Genomic DNA, 25,397 nt, shown 5'->3' on the forward strand with positions numbered 1-25,397 from the left:
GCACACCGCTGCGTACTCCAGGCGCGGTATGCGGCGGTTAAGGAAATCGACCTGGGGTCGACCGTTCGGCTCTCCCGGATGGCAGATCGTATAGAGGGGCCCCTGCGCCCTTCTGCACGCGTACACCACAGAAGAGAGACCCCATGTCCTGGCTGTCCAGATTCAGCCTCGCGCAACGGGCCCTGATAGGGCTGATATCGATCGTCGCGCTCGTCTTCGGGGCGATCGCCATTCCCCAGCTCAAGCAGCAGCTGCTGCCCTCCATCGAACTTCCGATGGTCTCGGTTCTCGCCCCCTACCAGGGCGCTTCGCCCGACGTGGTCGAGAAGCAGGTCGTCGAGCCGATCGAGGCCTCCATCGAGGCCGTCGACGGAATCACCGGTGTCACCTCCACGGCGAGCGAGGGCAACGCCGTGATCATGGCCAGTTTCGACTTCGGCGGTGATGGCTCGAAGCAGCTGGTCGCCGACATCCAGCAGGCCGTGAACCGGGCCCGTGCCCAGCTCCCCGAGGACGTCGACCCCCAGGTCGTGGCCGGTTCGACGGACGACATCCCGACCGTCGTCCTCGCCGCCTCCTCGGGCGACGACCAGCAGGCGCTCGCCGACCGGCTGGAGCGCACGGTCGTCCCGGCGCTGGAGGACATCGACGGCGTCGGCCAGGTCTCCATCGACGGAGTCAGGGAACTCCAGGTCTCCGTCACCCCCGACGAGAAGAAGCTCGCGGCCGCGGGCCTCAACACCATGGCGCTCTCGGAGGCGCTGAAGGCCGGCGGCGCGACCGTCCCGGCGGGAGCGTTCTCCGAGGACGGCAAGAGCCGCACCGTGCAGGTCGGCGGTGGCTTCACCGGCCTGAAGCAGATCGAGGACCTGCGGGTCGGCGGCCCGCAGGCGGGCGCGGCCGGGCAGGACGGCGCGGGGCAGGGCTCCGACCCCGTACGCCTGGGCGACATCGCCACCGTCGAGCAGGAGCCGTCCGAGGCGACGTCCCTGACCCGGACGAACGGCGAGCCCAGCCTCGCCGTGATGGCCACCATGGACAACGACGGCAGCGCCGTCGCGATCTCCGACGCCGTCAAGGACAAGCTGCCCGACCTCCGCAAGGATCTCGGCGAGGGCGCCGACCTGACCGTGGTCAGCGACCAGGGCCCGGCCGTCTCCAAGTCGATCTCCGGCCTGACGACCGAGGGCGCGCTCGGTCTGGTCTTCGCGGTTCTGGTCATCCTGGTGTTCCTGGCCTCGATCCGCTCGACCCTGGTCACGGCGGTCTCCATCCCGCTCTCCGTCGTCCTGGCGCTGATCGTGCTGTGGACCCGCGACCTGTCGCTCAACATGCTGACGCTCGGCGCGCTCACCATCGCGATCGGACGCGTCGTCGACGACTCGATCGTGGTCCTGGAGAACATCAAGCGGCACCTCGGCTACGGCGAGGAGCGCGAGTTCGCGATCACCTCGGCGGTCAAGGAGGTCGCGGGCGCGATCACCGCCTCCACGCTCACCACGGTCGCGGTGTTCCTGCCGATCGGCCTCGTGGGCGGCATGGTGGGCGAGCTGTTCGGCTCGTTCTCGCTGACGATCACGGCGGCCCTGCTGGCGTCGCTGCTCGTCTCGCTCACGGTCGTCCCGGTGCTCTCGTACTGGTTCCTGCGCGCCCCGAAGGCCGTACGCGGGATGGACCCCGCCGAGGCCCGCCGGATCGCGGAGGAGAAGGAGTCCACCAACCGGATGCAGGGGCTGTACGTCAAGATCCTGGGCTTCGCGACGCGGCGCCGGATCACCAGCGTCGTCCTCGCGTTCGTCGTCCTGCTCGGCACGTTCGCCATGGCACCGCTGCTCAAGACCAACTTCTTCGACCAGGGTGAGCAGGAAGTGCTCACCGTCAAGCAGGAGTTGGCGCCGGGTACCAGCCTGGAGGCGGCCGACGCGGCGGCGAAGAAGGTCGAGAAGACCCTCGACGGCTTCGACGAGATCAAGGACTACCAGGTCACCGTCGGCTCCTCCGGCTTCATGGCGGCGTTCGGCGGCGGTACGGGTGCCAACCAGGCCTCCTACCAGGTGACCCTGAAGGACTCGGGGACGTACGAGAAGACCAGCGACGCCATCGACGAGGCGCTGGGCAAGCTCGACGGCATCGGTGACACCACCGTCGCGGCCGGCGACGGCTTCGGCAGCCAGGATCTGAGCGTCGTCGTCAAGGCGTCCGACGCGAAGACCCTGGCGAAGGCGGCCGAGCGGGTACGGGACGAGGTCGCCGGCATCGACGACGTCACCGACGTGCAGAGCGACCTGGCGCAGAGCATCCCGCGTATCTCGGTCAAGGCCAACGCCAAGGCCGCCGACGCCGGGTTCAACGACGCCACGCTCGGTATGGCCGTCGGCCAGGCCGTCCGCGGTACGCCCTCGGGCAAGGCGATCCTCGGGGACACCGAGCGCGACGTGTACGTCACGTCCGCGAAGCCGGCCAAGACGATCGCCGAGCTGAAGGCGCTGCCGCTCGGCGGCGTGAAGCTCGGTCAGATCGCCGACGTGGAGCTCGCGCCGGGACCGCTGTCGATGACCCGGATCGACGGCTCCAGGGCCGCGACGATCTCGGCCAAGCCCGTCGGTGACAACACCGGCGCGGTCGGCACCACGCTCCAGTCGAAGATCGGCGCGCTCGACCTGCCGGAGGGGGCGACCGCCACCATCGGCGGTGTCGCCGAGGACCAGGACGAGGCGTTCCTCCAGCTGGGGCTCGCCATGCTGGCGGCCGTCGCGATCGTCTTCATGCTGCTGGTCGGCACGTTCAGGTCGCTGGTCCAGCCGCTGATCCTGCTGGTCTCCATCCCGTTCGCGGCGACCGGCGCGATCGGTCTGCTGCTCGCCACCGGTACGCCGCTGGGTGTGCCGGCGATGATCGGCATGCTGATGCTGATCGGCATCGTGGTGACCAACGCGATCGTGCTGATCGACCTGATCAACCAGTACAGGGCGCAGGGTCTCGGCGTCGTCGAGGCCGTCGTCGAGGGCGGCAGGCACCGGCTGCGGCCGATCCTGATGACCGCGCTGGCCACGATCTTCGCGCTGCTTCCGATGGCGATGGGGATCACCGGCGAGGGCGGGTTCATCGGTCAGCCGCTGGCCGTGGTGGTGATCGGCGGTCTGCTGACGTCGACGCTGCTGACGCTGCTGCTGGTGCCGACGCTGTACACGATGGTCGAACTCCGCAAGGAGCGCCGCGCCAAGAAGAAGGCGGCGAAGCGGGCGGCGAAGTCGGACGGCGGGGACGGCGGCGACGAGACGCCGCCGCGCTCCGACGCGCCGTCGCCGGAGCCGGTCAACGTCTGACCGAGGTCCGGAGCGGTAAGTGAGTAAGGGGCGCCCGCCATTGGCGGGCGCCCCTTACCAGTGCTTCAGCGACGACTACGGCAGCGCCAGCATCCGCTCCAGCGCCAGGTGGGCGAAGTCCGCCGTCTCCTTCTCGACCTGGATCCGGTTGATCTCCTTGCCCTCGGCGAGCGATTCGAGCGCCCAGACCAGGTGCGGCAGGTCGATGCGGTTCATCGTCGAGCAGAAGCACACCGTCTTGTCGAGGAAGACGATCTCCTTGTCGTCGGCGGCGAATCGGTTCGCCAGCCGCTGCACCAGATTCAGCTCCGTGCCGATCGCCCACTTCGAACCGGGCGGGGCCTCCTCAAGCATCTTGATGATGTACTCGGTCGAGCCCACGTGGTCGGCCGCGGAGACCACCTCGTGCTTGCACTCCGGGTGGACCAGGACGTTCACCCCGGGGACCCGCTCGCGGACGTCGTTCACCGAGTCCAGCGAGAAACGGCCGTGCACGGAGCAGTGCCCGCGCCACAGGATCATCTTCGCGTTCCGCAGCTCCTCGGCCGTCAGACCGCCGTTCGGCTTGTGCGGGTTGTAGAGGACGCAGTCCTCCAGTGACAGCCCCAGGTCCCGCACGGCCGTGTTGCGCCCCAGGTGCTGGTCGGGGAGGAAGAGCACCTTCTCGCCCTGCTCGAAGGCCCAGTTGAGGGCGCGTTCGGCGTTGGACGAGGTGCAGATGGTGCCGCCGTGCTTGCCGGTGAACGCCTTGATGTCGGCGGACGAGTTCATGTACGAGACGGGCACGACCCGCTCGGCTATGCCGGCCTCGGTCAGCACGTCCCAGCACTCGGCGACCTGCTCGGCCGTCGCCATGTCCGCCATGGAGCAGCCCGCGGCCAGGTCGGGCAGGACGACCTTCTGGTCGTCGGCCGTCAGGATGTCCGCCGACTCGGCCATGAAGTGCACACCGCAGAAGACGATGTACTCGGCCTCGGGGCGCGCGGCGGCGTCCTTGGCGAGCTTGAACGAGTCCCCGGTCACGTCGGCGAACTGGATGACCTCGTCGCGCTGGTAGTGGTGGCCGAGGATGAAGACCTTCTCCCCGAGCTTCTCCTTCGCCGCGCGGGCGCGTGCGACCAGATCCGGGTCGGACGGCGACGGCAGGTCACCGGGGCACTCCACGCCGCGCTCGCTGCGGGTGTCGGCCTCGCGGCCGAGCAGGAGCAGTGCGAGGGGCGTCGGCTGGACAGCGAGATCCTGGCGGGCTTGGGCCGTGGTCACGTCACGCACCCTTTCTTCTCTGCGGAGGAGCCTTTTCGTCTAATTGACGTTATCTATCATAACCGCTTCACGTCACTTTGACGATGCCGATAGCGTCGATGTGACGCATTCCCGGGAACACGACCCGTGCCGCTCCGGAGCCGGGTGTGCGAGCATGAAGAGCGAACAACGACGCACGACAGAAGTACGACGGCAGACGAGGCGAGCGGCGGGCCCGGAATGATTCCGCGGCCGTGACGGTTGTAGCTGTCGGCAATGAGTCCGCACTTCCCCTGCCTCCGGCGGGGAGGCCCCACCCCGGGAGAGAAGCAGATGTCCGTATCGGACGAGACCACCACCGTGAGCGACGGCATCCTCCTGTCCGACGCCGCCGCGGGCAAGGTCAAGGCCCTGCTCGACCAGGAAGGCAGGGATGACCTCGCGCTGCGCGTCGCGGTTCAGCCCGGCGGCTGTTCCGGTCTCCGTTACCAGCTGTTCTTCGACGAGCGCTCGCTGGACGGCGACGTCGTGAAGGACTTCGACGGCGTCAAGGTCGTCACCGACCGGATGAGTGCCCCGTATCTGGGTGGCGCCTCCATCGACTTCGTCGACACGATCGAGAAGCAGGGCTTCACGATCGACAACCCCAACGCCTCCGGTTCCTGCGCCTGCGGCGACTCCTTCAACTGATCGCCGGTCGCCGGTCGTTGATGGCGGTCCGGCGTGACGAGTCGTACGCCCCGTAACGAACAGCAATGAACAGCGACAAGGCGGCGGCCCCCGACCAGGGGCCGCCGCCTTGTCGTGTCCGTCCCGCTACCTCCGCCGCGGCACGGCATCGCCCGTGACCGCGTCCATGACCTTCCGGTCCCCGAGCGGCCGGTCCAGCGTCACCTTCTCGGTGAAGTCCTTGGCCATCGCGATACACATACCGCCCGGCGGGGCCGAGTCGACCACCTCCACCTTCACCGTGGACCCGCTCTCGTCCGCCCGCACCGTGTACTCGCCGCACACGCCGCCCGTGAAGCGCACGCTCAACGTGCTCCCGTCGGCGCTGTACGTCTCGATCGGCGAGCCTTGCGTGCCGCCGTCCGGACGGTCTCCGCCGTCCCCGCCGTCCCTGCCGTCTCCGCTTCCGCCGCTCGGAGCCAGATGCTCGGGAAGCACCGCCGTCCGGGTGACGAACGACATCGGCCCGGTCCCGGTGCCCGCCAGCTCGAACCACCACGACGGTACGAGCGCGGCCCGCCCGTCCACCTGCCGCGCCGCGAGTCCGAAGACCGCCTTGCCCACGTCCGCCCGCGCGGGCTCCGCCTGCGCGTCGCACGAGGAGGCGAGCTCCTGCCCGTCCTTGTGCGGCACCGCGGACGCGCAGCCGCCGATCCCGCCCGTGCCCGGTGCGCCCGACGCCTCGTTCAGCAGCTTCAGCGCCTCGGCGGCGCCCATCACCGGATACTCGGCCCCCTTCGCGGGCGCCTTCAACTTCCCGCTCCCGCCAACCACTTGACCGTCCGCGCCGATCTGGATGCCGGTCGACCAGCCGTACGTCGGCAGCCCGCCGATCACCGGGGCGGCATTCACCACCCGTACGGCGCCCATCAGCTGGCCCGCGTCGAGGGCGGCGTCCGCCTGGCCGAGCGCCTTCAGCACGGGCGCGGCGGCCTTCTTCGCGGCCTGCTCGCCCACCGGGCCCGCCCCGTTCCCCGGCACGACGGGATTGCTCCCGCCCCCGCCGCCGCTCGGACACTCCTTGCCCTTCAGGCAGTTGTCACCGCCGGGCGCGGGCCCGAAGCGGCCGAACGTCCAACTGCCGGGCGCCTGCTTGTCGACACTGAGCAGCGGGCCCGAACCGTCCTTCCGGGCACCGACCTTCCAGGCCGTACCGGAGAGTTCCGGTGCGCCCGCCACCCCCAGGGCCTCGGCGAGCCGCGCCACGTCGGCCGCCGCGACGGATCCCTCGGGGAGGTGCACGGAGGCCGAATCGGGCCCCTCGGGCAGCGTGCCCGAGGCGCGGTACTCGACTCCGTACGGGCTCGGCTCACCGGGCGCGACGCCGAGGCCGGGATCCGAACCCGCCCCCGCGTCCGCCCCCGCGCCGAGTGCCAGCGGCGGCGGATCGAGGTCCCCCGCGCCGTGCGCGGAAGCCTTCTTGTCACCGCCGCCACCGCCGCCGTCCGACGAGGCCGTGGCGAAGTAGGCGCCGCCGCCACCGGCGAGCAGGACGGCCGCCGCCACCGACACGACGGCGAACGGGGAACGCCGCCGCCCGGCGCGCTCGACGTCACTGTTCTGGGGTCGTTCCGTACGGGTCACCGTCTGCTCCTTCGGCCGGATCGCCCCGCCGGGGCGAGGACTCAGGTGAGACGGCCGACCGGGCGGCCCGGTTCCAATCAGTCGCCGTATTCGGACATGCCGTCGATCAGCCGGGCGGATGCCGGCGGAACCGTGACGCCATGGATCAACGAGGGAGGGACGGGTGCGGGAGCGGCGGTGGCCGGCCGCACCCAGTGCGGCGCCATCCGCGCGCAGTCGCCGCGCAGCTCGGCCAGGCCGGTGTCGGACTCACGTACGGGGCGCTCGCGTGGGGCGGTGTGGTTCCTCATGTACGCACCGTAAGCACGGACCGGCCGAGACAAAAGCCCTACTATCGGGTAGTTCTGCCGTTTCGAAGCCCCCGGCGCCGACCCGATAGCGTGAGCTGTCAATCCGCCCTCCTCCACAGGAGTAGTCACGCCGTGAGAATCGCAGTCACCGGCTCCATCGCCACTGACCACCTCATGACCTTCCCCGGTCGCTTCGCCGACCAGTTGGTCGGGGACCAGCTGCACACGGTCTCGCTTTCCTTCCTCGTCGACAACCTCGACGTGCGCAGGGGCGGTGTCGGCGCCAACATCTGCTTCGGCATGGGCCAGCTCGGCACCGCGCCGATCCTGGTCGGCGCCGTCGGCCCCGACTTCGACGAGTACCGCGCCTGGCTCGACCGCCACGGCGTCGACACCGCCTCCGTCCGGGTCTCCGAGGTGCTGCACACCGCGCGCTTCGTCTGTACGACGGACGCCGACCACAACCAGATCGGCTCCTTCTACACCGGCGCCATGAGCGAGGCCCGCCAGATCGAACTGAAGTCGGTGGCCGACCGGGTCGGCGGCCTCGACCTGGTCCTCATCGGCGCCGACGACCCCGAGGCGATGCTCCGGCACACCGAGGAGTGCCGCACCAGGTCCATCCCGTTCGCCGCGGACTTCTCGCAGCAGATCGCCCGGATGGAGGGCGACGAGATCAGACTGCTGCTCGACGGCGCCACGTATCTGTTCTCCAACGAGTACGAGAAGGGGCTCATCGAGTCCAAGACCGGCTGGACCGACGCCGAGATCCTGGCCCGCGTCGGCCACCGCGTCACCACGCTCGGCTCGCGCGGCGTCCGCATCGAGCGCGTCGGCGACGACCCGATCGAGGTCGGCTGCGCGGAGGAGACGGCCAAGGTCGACCCGACCGGCGTCGGTGACGCCTTCCGGGCCGGCTTCCTGTCCGGTCTGGCGTGGGGCGTGGGCCTGGAGCGGGCCGCACAGGTCGGCTGCATGATCGCGACCCTGGTCATCGAGACGCTCGGCACCCAGGAGTACACGCTGCGCCGGAACAACTTCATGGACCGCTTCACCAAGGCGTACGGCGACGAGGCGGCCACCGAGGTCCGTACGCACCTGCGCTGAGGCCCGGACCGGACGGTGGCGGCGCCGCGCGCCGTCGCCCGCGCGCAACCCGCCGACGCGCGCCGGCCCGGCCGTCCGAGGTCACGACACCCGGCGGACCACATACGCGACACCGTGGTCCGCCGGGCGCTCGCCCAGATACTCCTGCCCGCGCATCTCGCACCACGCCGGGATGTCCAGCCGCGCGGCCGCGTCGTCCGACAGAACCGTGACGGTCCCGCCCACCGGTACGTCGCCGAACACCTTGGCCAGCTCGATGACCGGGATCGGGCAGCGCCTGCCGAGCGCGTCCACGACGACCGGGGGAGCGTCGGCGACCCCGGCGGACTCCGCACGCGCGACCGGCGCGCCCAGCCGCTCCCGTACGCCCGCGACCACCCCCGGCAGCACCTCCAGGAACCGGTCCACCTCCGCCTCGGCCGTACCGGACGGCAGCGAGACGCGGACATTGCCCTCCGAGAGCACGCCCATCGCCCGCAGCACATGGCTCGGCGTCAGTGTGCCGCTCGTGCAGGACGACCCCGACGACACGGAGAAGTCCGCCCGGTCCAGCTCGTGCAGCAGAGTCTCCCCGTCGACATAGAGACAGGAGAAGGTGACGAGATGCGGGAGCCCGCGCACCGGATCGCCCACCACCTCGACGTCGGGCACCAGCTCGGGCACCCGCGCCCGGATCCGGTCCACCAGCACCCGCAGCCTGGCCGCCTCCTGCTCCGCCTCGGCCCGCACCGCCCGCAGCGACGCGGCGGCGGCGACGATCGCCGGCAGGTTCTCGAAACCGGGCACACGCCCCGACTCCCGCTCGTCCACCGGGCCTTGAGGCGCGAAACGCACCCCCTTGCGCACGGCGAGCAGCCCCACCCCGGCGGGTCCGCCCCATTTGTGCGCGCTCGCGGTCAGCAGCGACCACGCCCCGTCCACCGGCCCCCACCCCAGCGACTGCGCGGCGTCCACCAGCAGCGGCACCCCGGCCGCCCGGCACGCCTCGGCGACGGCCGCGACCGGCTGCGCCGTGCCGACCTCGTGGTTGGCCGACTGGAGGCAGGCGAGCGCCGTGTCGGCGCGCAGGGCCGCCGTGTACGTCCCCGGGGACACCGCACCCGTACGGTCCACCGGAACCTCCGTCACGGCCGCCTCGGCGCCGTCGGTGCCCCGCGTGTGGGCGGCATGGAGCACCGACGAGTGTTCGACCGCCGAGACCACCACATGGGCGCCGACACGCCGACGCCCCGCGAGCGCTCCCGCCATCGCGGAGTGCACCGCATACGTCCCCGAAGGAGTGAAGACCAGTTCGTCGGGGCGGCAGCCCACCGCCTCCGCGGCGGCCTCGCGCGCCGCGTCCAGCAGCAGCCTGGCCCGCCGCCCCTCCCGGTACAGCCTGGCCGGATCGGCCCAGCCCTCGTCCAGGGCGGCTTGCAGGGCCTGGTGTGCGACGGGGTGCAGCGGGGCGGAGGACGCGGAGTCGAAGTAGGCCACGCCGCCACGCTAGGCCAAGGGTCGCCACCGACGAACGCGTCCCGGTCGGCCGGTCCGCCGGCGGCGTCTGGAGGAGGCGTCAGAAGTGCCCCGGAGCCAGGCATTCCACCCCTTCGGGGTGCCGGACGGCGCGTTGGGCACCCTCCATGCGCGACCCCAAATTGCGTCCAGTAGGGTTTGGTCCGCATAAACATCCAAACCCCTGCCCGCGCCGGGCCGGCGACCGACCGTGACGGCCGCAGCCGGCTGTGCGGGCGAGACTCTCGGGAAGGCGCTACGTGAGTCCCAACGGCTCCGACCGCTCGTCGCGGCGCCCGATGCGGCGGAAGCTGCCGCAGGTGCTGACTGCGGGCCTGATCCTCGCGACCGCCTCCGGTTGCACGTACAAGGATTTCCCCCGCCTCGGAATGCCCACACCGGTGACGGAAGAGGCGCCCAGAATCCTCTCCCTGTGGCAGGGCTCGTGGGCGGCAGCGCTCATCACGGGCATCCTGGTGTGGGGGCTGATCGTGTGGAGCGTCATCTTCCACCGGCGCAGCCGCACCAAGGTGGAGGTACCTCCACAGACCCGTTACAACATGCCCATCGAGGCCCTGTACACGGTCGTTCCGCTCATCATCGTCTCGGTGCTCTTCTACTTCACCGCGCGTGACGAGTCGAAGCTCCTGTCTCTTGAGGACAAGCCCACCCACACCGTGAACGTGGTCGGCTACCAGTGGAGCTGGGGCTTCAACTACGTGGAGGACGTGGACGGCGACTCCTCCACCGGCGCTGAGATTCCCAAGGAACTCACCGACATTCCCAACAAGTTCAAGGACGACTTCCCCGCCGGCTCCGAAGGCGTCTACGACGCCGGAATCCCGGGCACGCGCAATCCCCAGAACGGCAATCCGGGTCCGACCCTGTGGCTGCCCAAGGGGGAGAAGGTCCGGTTCATCCTGACCTCGCGTGACGTCATCCACTCCTTCTGGGTCGTGCCGTTCCTGATGAAGCAGGACGTCATCCCGGGTCACACCAACGCCTTCGAGGTGACTCCCAACAAGGAGGGCACCTTCATGGGCAAGTGCGCCGAACTGTGCGGCGTGGACCACTCCCGGATGCTCTTCAACGTCAAGGTCGTCTCCCCGGAGCGCTACCAGCAGCACTTGAAGGAGCTGGCCGACAAGGGGCAGACCGGCTACATCCCGTCGGGCATCGAGCTGACGGACCCGGCCAGGAATGCGGAGAAGAAACAACTGTGAGCATCCTCAACGAACCCAAGGGTGCCGCCGCAGCAGCTGACGACTCGTACGAGAACGAGCTGCCGGTACGGCGCAAGCGGCCCGGCTCCGTCGTCGTCAAGTGGCTGACCACCACGGACCACAAGACGATCGGCACGCTCTACCTGATCACGTCGTTCGTCTTCTTCTGCATCGGTGGTGTGCTCGCGCTGTTCATGCGCGCCGAGCTGGCGCGTCCCGGCACGCAGGTCATGTCGAACGAGCAGTTCAACCAGGCGTTCACGATGCACGGCACGATCATGCTGCTGATGTTCGCGACGCCGCTGTTCGCCGGTTTCGCGAACTGGATCATGCCGCTCCAGATCGGCGCGCCGGATGTGGCGTTCCCGCGGCTGAACATGTTCGCCTACTGGCTCTACCTGTTCGGCTCGCTCATCGCGGTGGCCGGCTTCATCACGCCGCAGGGCGCCGCGGACTTCGGCTGGTTCGCGTACTCCCCGCTGTCGGACGCCGTCCGTTCACCGGGTGTCGGCGCCGACCTGTGGATCATGGGTCTGGCCTTCTCCGGCTTCGGTACGATCCTCGGCTCGGTCAACTTCATCACCACGATCATCTGCATGCGCGCCCCTGGCATGACGATGTTCCGGATGCCGATCTTCTGCTGGAACGTGCTGCTGACCGGTGTGCTGGTCCTGCTCGCCTTCCCCGTCCTGGCCGCCGCGCTCTTCGCGCTGGAGGCCGACCGGAAATTCGGTGCGCACATCTTCGACGCCGCCAACGGCGGCGCGTTGCTGTGGCAACACCTGTTCTGGTTCTTCGGGCATCCGGAGGTGTACATCATCGCCCTGCCGTTCTTCGGCATCGTCTCCGAGATCATCCCGGTCTTCAGCCGCAAACCGATGTTCGGCTACATCGGTCTGGTCGGCGCGACGATCGCCATCGCCGGTCTGTCGGTGACGGTGTGGGCGCACCACATGTATGTGACGGGCGGCGTGCTATTGCCGTTCTTCTCGTTCATGACGTTCCTCATCGCGGTGCCAACGGGGGTGAAGTTCTTCAACTGGATCGGCACGATGTGGAAAGGCTCGCTGTCCTTCGAGACACCGATGCTCTGGACCATCGGCTTCCTGGTCACCTTCACCTTCGGTGGTCTGACGGGTGTGATCCTGGCGTCGCCGCCGATGGACTTCCATGTCTCCGACTCGTACTTCGTCGTCGCGCACTTCCATTACGTCGTCTTCGGCACGGTGGTGTTCGCGATGTTCGCCGGCTTCCACTTCTGGTGGCCGAAGATGACCGGCAAGATGCTCGACGAACGGCTCGGGAAGATCACCTTCTGGACCCTGTTCGTCGGCTTCCACGGCACGTTCCTGGTCCAGCACTGGCTCGGTGCGGAAGGCATGCCGCGTCGCTACGCGGACTACCTGGCCGCCGACGGATTCACCGCGCTGAACACCATCTCCACGATCAGCTCGTTCCTGCTCGGCATGTCGGTCCTGCCGTTCTTCTACAACGTCTGGAAGACCGCCAAGTACGGGAAGAAGATCGAGGTGGACGACCCATGGGGCTACGGCCGGTCACTCGAATGGGCGACATCGTGCCCGCCGCCCCGGCACAACTTCCTCACCCTGCCGCGGATCCGCTCCGAATCCCCGGCGTTCGACCTGCACCACCCGGAGATCGCGGCGCTCGAACACCTTGAGAACGACGGACAGAAGGACGCCGCTCTCGTCGGTGGCAAGGAGGTCGGCAAGTGAAGGTCCAAGGCTGGATGTTCCTCTGGCTGAGCCTCTTCATCCTCGTTGTCGCCGGTGTGTACGGCGTGTGGTCGAAGGAGCCGGTCGGTACCACCGCGCTCTTCCTGGCGTTCGGCCTGAGCCTCATGATCGGCTTCTACCTGGCCTTCACGGCCCGGCGGGTCGACGCGATGGCCCAGGACAACAAGCAGGCCGACGTCGCGGACGAGGCCGGCGAGGTGGGGTTCTTCTCCCCGCACAGCTGGCAGCCGCTCTCGCTGGCCATCGGCGGAGCGTTCGCGTTCCTCTCCGTCGCCATCGGCTGGTGGCTGCTGTTCTTCTCCCTCCCGATCCTCCTGATCGGTCTGTGGGGCTGGGTCTTCGAGTACTACAGCGGTGAGAACCAGAACCAGTAGCCGGTGGCCGGTACGGCGGCGGCAGCCCGTACGACAGACAAGGGGCCCGGATCCTCCTCACCCCTGAGGAGGATCCGGGCCCCTCGTTTGCAGTCACACAGCGCGCCGTAACCGGACATTCTTCATAGCGTGTGCTTATGAACCACACGCCGCGCTTTCGCACCGTTCTCGGCTGCACCCTGCTGGTCCTGTCCCTCGGGGCGGTAGCGACCGGCTGTGGCGATCCGGACAGCCACCCGCTGTCCGGCAAGCCCTACGACGCAGCCGACCAGGTCTCCCTCAACGCGCCCAAGGGCGACGCCAAGGCCGACCCCGACAAGCCGCTGGAAGTCGTCGCCAAGGGCGGCGAGGGACGGATCACCGACGTGACCGTCACGGACGCCTCCGGGCACTTCCTCGCGGGCGAGCTGGCCGCCGACGGGGGCCGCTGGCACTCCACCGCCCCGCTGGCCGGCGGCGCCCGCTACACCGTCAAGGTCGCCACGGAGGACGAGGACGGGGCTCCGGGCAGCCGTACGCTCACGTTCGAGACGTCCTCGGTGCAGCGGAACCTGAACGTCAAGTTCGGCCCGCAGGCGGGCAAGTACGGGGTCGGGCAGCCCATCACCGCGGAACTCAGCTCGCCCGTGAAGGCCAAGGAGGCCAGAGCCGTCGTCGAACGGGGCCTCAAGGTCCGCTCCAGCCCCGCCGTGCAGGGCACCTGGTACTGGGTCGACGACAAGACGCTGCACTTCCGGCCCAAGGAGTACTGGCCCGTCAACGCGACCGTCGACGTCAGCAGCACCCTCGACGGCATAAAGGTCGGCGACAAGCTGTACGGCGGCCCGGCGAAGCCCCTGCGAATCACCACCGGCGACCGCCTCGAAGCAATCGCCGACGCCGGCTCGCACCACATGACGGTCCTGCGCAACGGCGAGGTCATCAACACGATCCCGGTCACCACCGGCAAGCCCGGCTTCTCGACCCGCAACGGCATCAAGGTCGTGCTGGAGAAGCAGCAGTTCGTCCGGATGCGCGGCACCAGCGTCGGCATCGCGGCCGGCAGCAGCGAGTCGTACGACCTGCCCGTCTACTGGGCGACGCGCGTCACCTGGAGCGGTGAGTACGTGCACGCCGCCCCGTGGTCCGTCGGCTCACAGGGGGCGGCGAACGTCAGCCACGGCTGTGTCGGCATGTCCACCGGGAACGCCGAGTGGTTCTTCGACACCGTCCGCCAGGGCGACATCGTCAAGGTCGTCAACAGCGGTGGCGAGGACATGGATCCGTTCGGCAACGGCTTCGGCGACTGGAACCTGGACTGGGAGAAGTGGCGTCAGGGCAGCGCCCTGCTCGCCGGGACCAAGGAAGGCAGCGGCCCGGTGGACGCCGCCCGGCTGCGCCCACAGGTGTGAACGGTCGGCCCCAAGACAGGCGGCCTGACGGAGCCGTCAGGCCTCCACGGCGAGCCTGCTGCGCAGCAGCGCGGCCAGCGCGTCGGGGAAGCCGACCGGGTCCACCGGCAGCGTCACCGCGGTCTCCGCGCGGCTCCAGGTGGCCAGCCAGGCGTCCTGCGGGCGGCCCATCAGCAGCAGCACGGGCGGGGAGTTGAAGATCTCGTCCTTGATCTGCCGGCTCAGGCCCATGCCGCCGATGGGGGTGGCCTCGCCGTCGAAGACGCAGGCGTCGACGCCGCCCTTGTCGAGCGCCTTCAGCACGGCGTGCATCGTCGCGCACTCCAGATACTCGACCGGCGGCAGATCGGCGGCCGGCCTGCGCCCCGCGGCCGTCCGCACCTGCTCGCGGGTGTTCGCGTTGTCGCTGTAGACCAGGACCGTGGCGGTCGGCTGCATTGTTCCTCCGTGACGTCCGTCGTGAGACCCGCTGCGCGGATGCTACTCCGTCGGACACCATGTCAGCACGGGTCCCGGCCCTTCCACGATGGGCCGTTCGGTCCCCGCCGCGATCCCGTCCGAAGTGGCTGACACTCCGAATGGCACCCCCGGGAGTGAGGGCGGGATAAGCGACCGACATAATGTCGGTCGTGGCGACAGCAACGACAGTAGAAACCGGGCACGCGCACCCGACGGTCAATCGGCCGAACCTCACCAGTGTCGGAACGATCATCTGGTTGAGTTCCGAGCTGATGTTCTTCGCGGCCCTCTTCGCGATGTACTTCACCCTGCGGTCGGTGACAGGGGATGCGTTCTGGTCGGAGAAGGCCGATACGCTGAATGTCCCGTTCTCCGCGGTGAACACCACGATCCTGGTGCTCTCCTCACTCACCTGCCAGCTCGGCGTCTTCGCCGCCGAGCGGGGCGACGTGAAGAAGCTCCGCTCGTGGTTCGTGATCACGTTCGTGATGGGTGCGGTCTTCATCGGTGGTCAGATCTTCGAGTACACGGAGCTCGTCAAGCACGAGGGCCTCTCGCTCTCGTCCGACGCGTACGGCTCCGCGTTCTACCTGACCACCGGCTTCCATGGTCTGCACGTGACAGGCGGTCTCATCGCCTTCCTGCTGGTTCTCGGCAGAACGTACGCGGCCAGGAAGTTCACCCACGAGCAGGCGACCGCGGCCATCGTCGTGTCCTATTACTGGCACTTCGTCGATGTCGTCTGGATCGGCCTCTTCGCCACGATCTACCTGATCAAGTAGCGGGCCACGCGCCCGACGCGTTCGCGCACAGTCCAGCAAGCACCGACGCAGAAGATCCTGACACCGGGGTAATCCGTGAAAAAGCTCTCCGCACGACGACGCCATCCGCTGGCTGCTGTCGTCGTCCTACTCCTCGCGCTGGCGGCCACCGGGGGGCTGTACGCCGCGTTCGCGCCCGCGGGCAAGGCACAGGCAGACGAAACCTCCCAGTCCCTCGCCATCGACGAGGGCAAGAAGCTGTACGCCGTGGGCTGCGCGAGCTGCCACGGCGTCGGCGGTCAGGGTACGTCCGACGGCCCGCTGCTGACCGGCGTCGGCGCCGCCGCAGTGGACTTCCAGGTCAGCACCGGCCGGATGCCGGCGCAGCAGCCCGGCCCGCAGGTACCGAAGAAGAAGGTCATCTACGACCAGAAGCAGACCGACCAACTCGCGGCGTACATCGCCTCGCTCGGCCCCGGCCCCGCGGTCCCGACGTCCAAGCAGTACAACCCGGACGGCGCGGACTCCGCCAACGGCGGTGACCTGTTCCGCAACAACTGCGCCCAGTGCCACAACTTCGGTGGTGAGGGAGGCGCGTTGACGAACGGGAAGTATGCCCCGGGGCTTGAGGGGGTATCTCCCAAGCACCTGTACGAGGCGATGCTGACCGGTCCGCAGAACATGCCCTCGTTCCCCGACTCGACGATGCCCGAGCAGGAGAAGCGGGACATCATCGCGTACCTCGACGCCGTGAACGGCGACGAGTCGGCGAACCCCGGCGGTCTCAAGCTCGGTGGCATCGGGCCTGTCAGTGAGGGCCTGTTCTCCTGGATCATCGGTCTGGGCGCACTGATCGCAGTTGCCGTCTGGACCGCGGCGCACACCGCTAAGGCCAAGAAGTCATGAGTAGCAACCGGAATTCAGACGAGATCCTGCCAACCGAGCAGGAGTCCGCGCACGGCGGCGAGGTGGAGCGTGCGGAGGATCCCTTCGCCGACCCCGGAATGCCGGCCCACCGGCCGCGTATCCAGGACATCGACGAGCGGGCGGCCAAGCGCTCCGAGCGCGCGGTGGCCTCCCTCTTCACGCTGTCGATGCTGGCCACGGTCGCCTTCATCGCGTCGTTCGTCGCCTTCCCCGTCGACAAGATCGTGTACATCTGGCCGTTCGGCCATGTGAGCGCGCTCAACTTCTCGCTGGGGATCACCCTCGGAGTCGCCCTCTTCGCCATCGGCGCGGGAGCGGTCCACTGGGCCCGCACGCTGATGAGCGACGAGGAGATCGTCCAGGAGCGCCACGCGATCGAGGCCACCCCCGAGGTGGCCGCGCAGGCGAAGAAGGACTTTCTGGTCGGCTCGGCGGAGTCCGGCTTCGGGAGGCGCAAGCTGATCCGCAACACGATGTTCGGCGCGCTGGCCATGGTGCCGCTCTCCGGTGTCGTCCTGCTGCGTGACCTCGGCCCGCTGCCGGAGGACAAGCTCCGCAAGACGTTCTGGAAGAAGGGCCTGATGCTCATCAACCAGAACACGAGCGAGCCGCTGCGTCCCGAGGACGTGACGGTGGGGTCGCTGACCTTCGCCCAGCCCGAAGGGCTGGACGATCACAACCCCAACTTCAACAATGAGATCGCCAAGGCGGCTCTCATGATCGTTCGTATCCAGCCCGAGGACATCAAGGACAAGCGCGAGCTTGAGTGGTCGCACGAGGGCATCGTCGCGTACTCCAAGATCTGCACCCATGTCGGCTGTCCCATCAGCTTGTATGAGCAGCAGACGCACCACGTGCTCTGCCCGTGCCACCAGTCCACCTTCGACCTTTCCGACGGCGCCCGCGTCATCTTCGGCCCGGCCGGTCACGCGCTTCCGCAACTGCGGATCGCTGTGAACGGTGAGGGTTACCTCTACGCGCTCGGCGATTTCGACGAGCCCGTCGGTCCGTCCTTCTGGGAGCGCGGATGAGCAAGTCGTCTGACGAAAAGAACCGCCAGGCACCCGCGGGCGAGCGGGTCGCCGACTGGGCGGACGGCCGTCTCGGGATCTACGGCGCGGCCAAGGGCATGCTGCGCAAGGTCTTCCCGGACCACTGGTCGTTCATGCTGGGCGAGGTCGCCCTGTGGAGCTTCGTCGTCATCATCCTCACGGGTGTGTATCTGACGCTGTTCTTCCACCCGAGCATGAACGAGGTCGTGTACGACGGCGTTTACGTACCGATGCAGGGTGTCCGGATGACCGAGGCGTACGCCTCGACGCTGGACATCAGCTTCGACGTCCGCGGTGGTCTGCTGATCCGGCAGATCCACCACTGGGCCGCGCTGATCTTCGTGGCCGCGATGTTCGTGCACATGATGCGTGTCTTCTTCACGGGCGCCTTCCGCAAGCCGCGTGAGATCAACTGGCTGTTCGGGTTCCTGCTGTTCGTGCTGGCACTGTTCACCGGACTCACCGGTTACTCGCTGCCGGACGACCTGTTGTCGGGCACCGGTGTTCGCTTCGCGCAGGGCGCGATCCTGTCCACACCGATCGTGGGCACGTACATCTCGATGTTCCTGTTCGGCGGGGAGTTCCCCGGCCACGACATCGTGGCGCGGTTCTACTCCATCCACATCCTGCTTCTGCCGGGCATCATGCTCGGGCTCGTGGTGGCGCACCTGATCCTGGTCTTCTACCACAAGCACACGCAGTTCGCGGGTCCCGGCAAGACCAACAAGAACGTGGTCGGCGCGCCGTTCATGCCGATCTACATGGCCAAGGCCGGCGGGTTCTTCTTCCTGGTCTTCGGTGTCATCACGATCATCTCGGCGATCGCCACGATCAACCCGGTGTGGGCCATCGGCCCGTACCGCCCGGACATGGTCTCCACCGGAGCACAGCCGGACTGGTATCTGGGCTTCTCCGAGGGCCTGATCCGGGTGATGCCTGGCTGGGAGATCAACCTCTGGGGCCATACGCTCGTGCTGGGCGTGTTCATCCCGCTGATGATCTTCCCGTTGGTTCTGGTGGCCCTCGCGGTCTACCCGTTCATCGAGTCCTGGGTCACCGGCGACAAGCGCGAGCACCACATCCTGGACCGGCCGCGCAACGTGCCGACCCGGACCGGCTTCGGTGTGGCCTGGCTGACCCTGTACTTCATCCTGCTCATCGGCGGCGGGAACGACATCTGGGCCACCCACTTCCATCTGTCGATCAACACGATCACCTGGTTCATCAGGATCGCGTTCTTCGTCGGACCGGTCATCGCGTTCGTGGTCACCAAGCGGATCTGTCTGGGACTTCAGCGCCGCGACGCCGAGAAGGTGCTGCACGGACGCGAGTCCGGCATCATCAAGCGGCTGCCGCACGGTGAGTTCGTGGAGGTCCACCAGCCGCTCGACCAGGGAGACCTGCACACGCTCACCGCTCACGAGCAGTACCGGCCGGCCGAGATCGGGCCGACGGTCGACGAGAACGGTGTCGAGCGCAAGACCTCGCCGGCGGAGAAGCTGCGGGTCAAGCTGAGCAAGGGCTACTACGGCGAGGGGAACCAGATCCCCAAGCCGACGGCCGAGGAGTACACGGAGATCACGAGCGGCCACGGCCACCACTGATCGAAGCTCCGTACGCGTCAGGGCCCCGGCCCGGTCCCCTTCGAGGGACCGGGCCGGGGCCTTCGTACGTACGGCGGACGTACGGCACGTGGCTCGGGCGACCGCGCTGTCCGCAGTTCGGGCAGCGGGTCTTGGAACGCCGGCGGCGCCGATAGGCTGACGCCTGGCAGCACGGGCCACACGGCCGTGCACCCGTCCACAGACCCCAGGAGCGAGCATGAGCAGCGCTGTTGCACCGGCCGGAGGCGACACCCTGGCGGCGCGTTCCTGGCCGGGTGTACTGAACCCGCTGCTGCGCGGCCAGGATCTCGACGCCGGTGACACCGCCTGGGCCATGAACCGCATCATGAGCGGCGAGGCCACCGACGCGCAGATCGCGGGCTTCGCCGTCGCGCTGCGCGCCAAGGGCGAGACCGTGGACGAGGTCTCGGGCCTCGTGCGCGCCATGTACGAGCACGCCAACACCATCGAGGTGCCCGGCGCCGCGGTCGATGTCGTCGGCACCGGCGGCGACCTCGCCAAGACCGTCAACATCTCCACGATGGCGGCGATCGTGGTGGCCGGGGCGGGTGGCAAGGTCGTCAAGCACGGCAGCCGCGCGGCCTCGTCCGCGAGCGGCGCCTCCGACGTACTGGAGAAGCTCGGCGTCAATCTGGAGCTGACGCCGCAGCGGGTCGTGGAGGTCGCCGAGGAGGCGGGCATCACCTTCTGCTTCGCGGTGAAGTTCCACCCGGCCCTGCGCCACGCGGCCAAGGCCCGCAAGGAGTTGGGCGCGCAGACCACGTTCAACATCCTGGGACCGCTCACCAACCCGGCGCGGGTCCGCGCCCAGGCGGTCGGGGTGGCGGACATCCGGATGGCGCCGATCGTGGCCGGGGTGCTCGCGGAGCGGGGCAACTCCTCGCTCGTCTTCCGCGGTGACGACGGCCTGGACGAGCTGACCACGACGGCGACCTCACACGTATGGGTGGTTCGCGACGGCCGGGTCACCGAGCAGGGCTTCGACCCCAGGGACATCGGCCTGGAGTTGGTCCCGGTCGAGGCGCTGCGCGGGGCGGACGCCTCGTACAACGCGGACGTCGCGCGCCGTCTGCTGGCAGGTGAGACCGGCCCCGTACGGGACGCGGTCCTGCTGAACGCGGCGGCGGCGCTGGTGGCGCTGGAGCCCGCCGACGGCACACTGAACGACCAGCTCGCGGCGGGGTTCGCGCGGGCGGCGAAGGCGGTCGACTCGGGCGCGGCGAAGCGGACGCTGGAGCGCTGGGTGGCGGCGAGCAACAAGTAGCGCGCTTTTTCGAGCCCGCCCGGCGATTGAGGGCGAACCGGCTGCCGGGCGGGCGCGCGGTGTCCCGTATCGCGGACGCCGTCTGGGCCGCCGCCCCGGCCGTGGGGTAATCTCACCCCAGGTCATGAGTGACAGCGACTACGGCCCCGGCCCGCTGTCCGGCAACCCTCCGTCCGTGGCGGGGTGCCCCGGGTGAAGACCAGGCCGCAGGCAGCGAGGTCTGCGGCAAGCGCGGACCCCTGGACATCGTTCGGATGTCGTCATCCCTGGGGTCCTGGTCCTCAAGGGAGCAGTCTCGTGAGCAAGCGAATGCGATAGGGCCTTCGGCCCGCCCCCGGCGCGTCTCGCACCGGGAACACGGTCCCGAGCCCTCTTCAGTGAGCGCCACCCCCGCGGTCCGTTCCGCGTCGTCACGGCATCCGCCGTCACGACGACGCGTCCGCCTGCCGGGTCCTGATGCCGTTTCCGCCTCGTCCTGCCGGGAGATACCACCATGTCCGCACCCACCGACGCCCTCACCCGCACCAGCACCGACCAGCCGCTGCCCGTGCTCGGAAGCGATGTCACCGTCCCCCTCGTCACCGGCGGCGAAGTCACCTACGCCGCGCTCGACTACGCGGCCAGCGCCCCCGCCCTGCGCCGTGTCTGGGACGACGTCGCCGCCTACGCCCCGTACTACGGCAGCGTCCACCGCGGCGCCGGTTACCTCTCGCAGCTCTCCACCGACCTCTTCGAGAACAGCCGCCGCACCGTCGCCCGCTTCCTCGGCTGCCGCGCGGACGACCAGGTCGTCTTCACCCGGTCCACCACCGACTCGCTCAACCTGCTGGCCGCCGCGCTGCCCGCCGGCTGCGAGGTGTTCGTCTTCGAGACCGAGCACCACGCGTCGCTGCTGCCCTGGCGCGACGCCCGCGTCAGCTACCTCGACGCGCCGCGCACACCCGCCGATGCCGTCGCCACCCTGGAGCGCGCCCTGGCGGGACGCGACCCGAAGGGCGGCCCCGCGCTGGTGTGCGTCACCGGCGCCTCGAATGTCACCGGGGAGCTGTGGCCCGTACGCGAACTGGCCGCCGCCGCGCACGCCCACGGTGCGCGCGTCGTCCTGGACGCCGCGCAGCTCGCCCCGCACCACCCCGTGGACATCGCGGAGCTGGACGTGGACTGGGTGGCCTTCTCCGGGCACAAGCTGTACGCGCCGTTCGGCTCCGGGGTGCTCGCGGGCCGCGCCGACTGGCTGCGGGAGGCGGAGCCGTACCTCGCCGGTGGTGGCGCCAGCCGCAAGGTGGCGCGCCGCGCCGACGGTGGTGTGGACGTCGAGTGGCACACGACCGCGGCCCGGCACGAGGCCGGATCCCCGAACGTCATCGGTGTGTACGCGATCGCCTCGGCCTGCGAGGCGCTGACCGAGGCGGGGTTCGACCGGCTCGTCGCGCGTGAGCGGGAGCTGGTGGCGCGGGTGCGCGCGGGTCTCGCCGAGGTGCCCGGGGTGCGGGTGCTGTCGCTCTTCGGCGACGAGGCGCCCCGGGTGGGCGTGATCTCCTTCGTCGTCGACGGCTGGAACAGCTCGCACTTCGCCGCCGCGCTCTCGGCGGAGTACGGCATCGGCGTACGGGACGGCCTCTTCTGTGCCCATCCGCTCGTCCGGACCCTGCTGGGCGGCGACGCCGGGGACCCGGGGGAGTGCGGCGCGCCGGACGCCGGCCCCGGTGAGAGGTCGCTCAACGCGATCCGGGTCAGCTTCGGGGCGGGCACGCCGGACGAGCACGTGGAGCGGTTCACCGGCGCGGTGCGGGAACTGGTCCGGGACGGCGCTCGCTGGAACTACCGCACCGAGGACGGCCGTTGCGTCCCGGACCGCGGCTGATCCGGGGACCGCGAGCCCGGCAAGATCCAAACGAGAGGCCCTACGCGTCGAGGCCGATCGCGAAAGCGGCTTCCAGGTCGTGCTGGGAGTACGTGCGGAACGCCACGTGCGTGTCCGTGGCCTCGACGCCCTGGATCTTGCTGATGCTGCCGGGGATGACGTCCGCCAGATCGTCGTGCTTGGCGACGCGGACCATGGCGATCAGGTCGTAGGTGCCGGTGACGGAGAAGACCTCGCTGACGCTCTCCAGCGCCGCGATCGACTCGGCGATCTCGGGGATCCGGTCGACGCTGGTCTTGATGAGCACGATCGCGGTGATCACGGTTGACGTTCTCCCTCGGTGGCCGCGGAACGGGACTTCACTCTAGTGCCCCTCCCGGTGAACGCCCTACGGCGGAAGAGCCCCCACGCGGTGGCGAAGCCGAGGGCGAAGCCCACCAGATGCGCCAGATACGCGACGCCGGGGCCCGGTTCGGCGTCGCGGGCCGCCAGCCACTGGAGGGCGAACCAGAAGATCAGGACGATCCAGGCGGGGAAGCGCAGCGGCAGGAAGAAGAGGAACGGGAAGAGGCTGGTGACGCGTGCGCGGGGAAAGAGACAGAGGAAGGCGCCGAGCACGCCGGAGATCGCGCCCGACGCACCCACCAGGGTCTGGTCGGAGTCCGCGTTCGCCGCCGCGTAGGCGAGCAGGGCGAGATAGCCGCAGACGAGATAGAAGAGCGTGAACCGCACCCGTCCCATCCGCTCCTCGGTCATCGCCCCGAAGACGTAGAGGAAGAGCAGGTTGCCCAGCAGATGGAGCCAGCTGCCGTGGACGAAGAGCGCCGTGAGAGGGGTGAGGAGCGCGTGGGAGTCGCCGCTCATCAGTTCGTCGGGGATCACCCCCCAGCGTTCGAAGTACGCGCTCTGCGCGGCGAGCAGGGTGTCGCCCGTCCCGTACGCGGGGTTGAACCCCGACAGCGGACCGGTCAGGAAGGCCAGAGCGCACAGGCCGATCAGACCGTAGGTCACGACCGGAGCTCCGGCCGCCGTGCGCCAATTGAACATCCACGGATCATCCCGTACATGGACAGACAGGCGCAGACCGCCTCGCCGCGACATGGGATACGCGGGAGGCCGTAGGGTTACGGCGCGCACTTTCCCGGTTCGGCGCCGCACCGGGGCGACGGTGCGGCAGGCTCGACCTCACCACAGCAGGGCTCGACGAAAGAGGACGGCACGATGACGACGGTTCCCTTGCCGACCGATGCCACCCGGTGGCGCTGCACGCTGTGCGGCAATCTCACCCGGTTCGACGTGACGCGCTCCTCCAAGGTGGTGGAGTACGTCCATCTGGACCTGGCCGGGGAGTCGAAGGTCGAGGAGCGCGACGTGGTCAGTGAGACCATCGAGTCCGTCCGCTGCCGCTGGTGCAACGCGGTGGATCAGATCGAACTGGTTGACAGGCCGGGCGCCGGTTCCTGAGGGAGCCGCCCGAAAGGGTAGTGGGGTGACGGATCGTGGAGCAGCCCGCAAGCGGCGCTGAGCCGGCCGGTGCGGCCGGCGGCGACGCCGAGGCGCTCGACCGGCCGCTGCCCGAGGGAGTCCGGCGCCGGGTCGTGGCGCTGGTCTCGGACGCCTTCGGCGGTCTGACCGTCACCGAACTGCCCGCCCAGCTACGACAGTACGCGCGCTTCACGCCGAGCCGACGCGCCCGGTTCGCGGGCAACGCGATGGCCGCGGCCCTGGAGAGCGACCCGGTGTTCCGGCAGCGGATCGGGGAGCGGTTCGCCCAGGCGGACCCCGAACTGGCCGCCGCCGTGGAGTCGGGGGCGCCGCCGCCGGCCGCCGACCCCGTCGACGTGGCCGCCGCCGCCTACGTCCTGCGCCCCGTCGGCTGGGTGAAGCTGGTGGCCGCCGCGGGCGAGGAGGTCCAGCGCGCCGACGCAGAGCGTGTCGAGGAGGAGAACCGCCGCGAGCTGGAGCGGCTGCGCGAGGAGCTGACCCAGGCCCGCGCCTCGACCAAGGCCGAGACGGATCGGCTCCGTACGGAACTGGACGCCGCCCGCAGGGAGGCCGAGTCCGCGCACCGCAAGCTGCGCGGCGCCCTGAGCGATGTGAAGCGCGGCGAGGCCGCCCTGCGTCGTACGGCCGCCGAGGTCGAGACGGCACGCGCGGAGGCCGCGGCCCAGGTGTCCGCGGCGGAGAGTGAGACCCGGCGCCTCAAGGCCCGCCTCACGGAGGCGGAGTCGGCGGTGGAGGCCGGCCGCCGGGCCGCCCGCGAGGGGCGCTCGGTGGGGGACATGCGGCTGCGGCTGCTGCTGGACACCGTCCTGGAGTCGGCGCAGGGGCTGCGGCGGGAGCTGGCGCTGCCGCCGGCCGCCGCGCACCCCGCCGATCTGGTCGACGCCGTGGAGCCCGGCCGGATGTCGCCCAAGGACATCGCGGCCCGCGCGCTGTCCGACATGGATCCCGCGCTGCTGGACCAGTTGCTCGCGCTGCCCCAGGCGCATCTGGTCGTGGACGGCTACAACGTCACCAAGACCGGCTATCCGACGATGCCGTTGGAGAAGCAGCGGCTGCGGCTGCTCGGCGGGCTCGCGATGCTCGCGGCGCAGTCGGGCGCCGAGATGACCTGTGTCTTCGACGGGGCCGAACTGGCCGCTCCCGTACTGCTCGCGCCGCCGCGCGGGGTCCGGGTGCTGTTCTCCAAGCCGGGTGTGACGGCGGACGAGTTGATCCGGCAGCTCGTCAGGGCGGAGCCGCCGGGGCGTCCGGTGGTGGTCGTCTCCACCGACCGTGAGGTCGCCGACGGGGTGGCGCGGGCCGGTGCGAGACCTGTCGCGTCCGCCTTGCTGCTGAAGCGGCTTTCGCGCGTCTAGTGTCGATCGCGGCACTAGTAACTCCTGTGGCCAATGCGGCATTTGGTCACCCGATGTCACGTCGCAG

General features: G+C 69.4%; 22 protein-coding genes and 1 riboswitch. Of the genes, 15 read left to right on the forward strand and 7 right to left on the reverse strand.

Features of this window, described 5'->3' with window-relative positions; genetic code table 11:
* Positions 1-143 precede the first annotated feature (143 nt).
* The gene (locus OG700_RS29765) at positions 144-3,326 is read left to right on the forward strand and encodes an efflux RND transporter permease subunit (RefSeq protein WP_405618909.1); all 3,183 of its coding nucleotides are present in this window, start codon (positions 144-146) and stop codon (positions 3,324-3,326) included.
* Positions 3,327-3,401: 75 nt separating this feature from the next.
* Here OG700_RS29765 and nadA read toward each other — a convergent pair whose 3' ends face one another.
* Positions 3,402-4,589, reverse strand: a complete 1,188-nt coding sequence (gene nadA / locus OG700_RS29770; protein WP_405618911.1) for a quinolinate synthase NadA — start codon at positions 4,587-4,589, stop codon at positions 3,402-3,404.
* 312 nt (positions 4,590-4,901) lie between these two features.
* On the opposite strand from nadA, the gene OG700_RS29775 reads away from it, so the two are divergent.
* Positions 4,902-5,258, forward strand: coding sequence for an iron-sulfur cluster assembly accessory protein (locus OG700_RS29775; protein WP_078077727.1), 357 nt, complete (start codon positions 4,902-4,904; stop codon positions 5,256-5,258).
* A 126-nt stretch (positions 5,259-5,384) separates the two neighbouring features.
* Here OG700_RS29775 and OG700_RS29780 read toward each other — a convergent pair whose 3' ends face one another.
* Positions 5,385-6,881, reverse strand: coding sequence for a hypothetical protein (locus OG700_RS29780; RefSeq protein ID WP_405618913.1), 1,497 nt, complete (start codon positions 6,879-6,881; stop codon positions 5,385-5,387).
* A 77-nt stretch (positions 6,882-6,958) separates the two neighbouring features.
* A complete protein-coding gene (locus OG700_RS29785; protein WP_405618915.1) occupies positions 6,959-7,171 on the reverse strand; it encodes a hypothetical protein in 213 nt (70 codons plus the stop codon).
* A gap of 132 nt (positions 7,172-7,303) precedes the next feature.
* On the opposite strand from OG700_RS29785, the gene OG700_RS29790 reads away from it, so the two are divergent.
* A complete protein-coding gene (locus OG700_RS29790) occupies positions 7,304-8,278 on the forward strand; it encodes a carbohydrate kinase family protein (RefSeq protein ID WP_405618917.1) in 975 nt (324 codons plus the stop codon).
* An 81-nt stretch (positions 8,279-8,359) separates the two neighbouring features.
* Here OG700_RS29790 and OG700_RS29795 read toward each other — a convergent pair whose 3' ends face one another.
* Positions 8,360-9,754 (reverse strand): cysteine desulfurase/sulfurtransferase TusA family protein, encoded by a 1,395-nt coding sequence (locus OG700_RS29795; RefSeq protein ID WP_405618919.1) that lies wholly within the window; start codon positions 9,752-9,754, stop codon positions 8,360-8,362.
* Between the two features lie 278 nt (positions 9,755-10,032).
* Here OG700_RS29795 and coxB point away from each other — a divergent pair, with 278 nt between their 5' ends.
* The 4 genes from coxB to OG700_RS29815 all read left to right on the forward strand — a co-directional run bounded on the left by coxB (position 10,033) and on the right by OG700_RS29815 (position 14,517).
* Positions 10,033-10,995: a cytochrome c oxidase subunit II gene (coxB, locus tag OG700_RS29800; RefSeq protein ID WP_405618921.1), complete on the forward strand. Its 963-nt coding sequence runs from the start codon at positions 10,033-10,035 to the stop codon at positions 10,993-10,995.
* Positions 10,992-12,731: a cytochrome c oxidase subunit I gene (ctaD, locus tag OG700_RS29805; protein ID WP_405618923.1), complete on the forward strand. Its 1,740-nt coding sequence runs from the start codon at positions 10,992-10,994 to the stop codon at positions 12,729-12,731. Before coxB ends, ctaD begins: the two co-directional genes overlap by 4 nt.
* The gene (locus tag OG700_RS29810) at positions 12,728-13,126 is read left to right on the forward strand and encodes a cytochrome c oxidase subunit 4 (RefSeq protein ID WP_405618925.1); all 399 of its coding nucleotides are present in this window, start codon (positions 12,728-12,730) and stop codon (positions 13,124-13,126) included. The genes ctaD and OG700_RS29810 overlap by 4 nt, the downstream gene beginning before the upstream one ends.
* 137 nt (positions 13,127-13,263) lie before the next feature.
* Entirely contained in the window at positions 13,264-14,517 is a 1,254-nt protein-coding gene (locus tag OG700_RS29815) for an Ig-like domain-containing protein (RefSeq protein WP_405618927.1), read from the forward strand.
* Positions 14,518-14,553: 36 nt separating this feature from the next.
* On the opposite strand, the gene OG700_RS29820 is transcribed toward OG700_RS29815, so the two are convergent.
* Positions 14,554-14,955 (reverse strand): hypothetical protein, encoded by a 402-nt coding sequence (locus OG700_RS29820; RefSeq protein WP_405618929.1) that lies wholly within the window; start codon positions 14,953-14,955, stop codon positions 14,554-14,556.
* A gap of 182 nt (positions 14,956-15,137) precedes the next feature.
* Here OG700_RS29820 and OG700_RS29825 point away from each other — a divergent pair, with 182 nt between their 5' ends.
* From OG700_RS29825 to OG700_RS29850, 6 genes are all read left to right on the forward strand, one after another.
* Positions 15,138-15,758: a heme-copper oxidase subunit III gene (locus OG700_RS29825; RefSeq protein WP_405618931.1), complete on the forward strand. Its 621-nt coding sequence runs from the start codon at positions 15,138-15,140 to the stop codon at positions 15,756-15,758.
* A 75-nt stretch (positions 15,759-15,833) separates the two neighbouring features.
* On the forward strand, positions 15,834-16,643 hold the full coding sequence (locus tag OG700_RS29830; RefSeq protein WP_405618933.1) for a c-type cytochrome: 810 nt from the start codon (positions 15,834-15,836) through the stop codon (positions 16,641-16,643).
* On the forward strand, positions 16,640-17,695 hold the full coding sequence (locus OG700_RS29835) for a Rieske 2Fe-2S domain-containing protein (protein WP_405618935.1): 1,056 nt from the start codon (positions 16,640-16,642) through the stop codon (positions 17,693-17,695). The genes OG700_RS29830 and OG700_RS29835 overlap by 4 nt, the downstream gene beginning before the upstream one ends.
* Positions 17,692-19,320 carry a cytochrome bc complex cytochrome b subunit gene (locus OG700_RS29840; RefSeq protein ID WP_405618937.1) on the forward strand — a complete coding sequence of 543 codons (1,629 nt, stop codon included), beginning with the start codon at positions 17,692-17,694 and terminating at the stop codon, positions 19,318-19,320. The genes OG700_RS29835 and OG700_RS29840 overlap by 4 nt, the downstream gene beginning before the upstream one ends.
* 217 nt (positions 19,321-19,537) lie before the next feature.
* Positions 19,538-20,605 carry an anthranilate phosphoribosyltransferase gene (gene trpD / locus OG700_RS29845; protein ID WP_405618939.1) on the forward strand — a complete coding sequence of 356 codons (1,068 nt, stop codon included), beginning with the start codon at positions 19,538-19,540 and terminating at the stop codon, positions 20,603-20,605.
* Positions 20,606-20,725: 120 nt separating this feature from the next.
* Positions 20,726-20,843: riboswitch (SAM riboswitch) on the forward strand.
* A gap of 255 nt (positions 20,844-21,098) precedes the next feature.
* A complete protein-coding gene (locus OG700_RS29850; RefSeq protein ID WP_405618941.1) occupies positions 21,099-22,469 on the forward strand; it encodes an aminotransferase class V-fold PLP-dependent enzyme in 1,371 nt (456 codons plus the stop codon).
* A gap of 40 nt (positions 22,470-22,509) precedes the next feature.
* On the opposite strand, the gene OG700_RS29855 is transcribed toward OG700_RS29850, so the two are convergent.
* Together OG700_RS29855 and OG700_RS29860 are read right to left on the reverse strand one after the other, a co-directional pair.
* Positions 22,510-22,791 carry an Lrp/AsnC family transcriptional regulator gene (locus OG700_RS29855; RefSeq protein WP_405618943.1) on the reverse strand — a complete coding sequence of 94 codons (282 nt, stop codon included), beginning with the start codon at positions 22,789-22,791 and terminating at the stop codon, positions 22,510-22,512.
* Positions 22,788-23,516 carry a rhomboid family intramembrane serine protease gene (locus tag OG700_RS29860; protein ID WP_405618945.1) on the reverse strand — a complete coding sequence of 243 codons (729 nt, stop codon included), beginning with the start codon at positions 23,514-23,516 and terminating at the stop codon, positions 22,788-22,790. The genes OG700_RS29855 and OG700_RS29860 overlap by 4 nt, the downstream gene beginning before the upstream one ends.
* A 174-nt stretch (positions 23,517-23,690) precedes the next feature.
* Here OG700_RS29860 and OG700_RS29865 point away from each other — a divergent pair, with 174 nt between their 5' ends.
* The gene (locus tag OG700_RS29865) at positions 23,691-23,933 is read left to right on the forward strand and encodes a hypothetical protein (protein ID WP_078077743.1); all 243 of its coding nucleotides are present in this window, start codon (positions 23,691-23,693) and stop codon (positions 23,931-23,933) included.
* Between the two features lie 35 nt (positions 23,934-23,968).
* Entirely contained in the window at positions 23,969-25,330 is a 1,362-nt protein-coding gene (locus OG700_RS29870) for an NYN domain-containing protein (protein WP_405618947.1), read from the forward strand.
* Positions 25,331-25,397 lie beyond the last annotated feature (67 nt).

It is taken from the genome of Streptomyces sp. NBC_01508 (assembly GCF_045040315.1).
Taxonomy (GTDB): Bacteria; Actinomycetota; Actinomycetes; order Streptomycetales; family Streptomycetaceae; genus Streptomyces.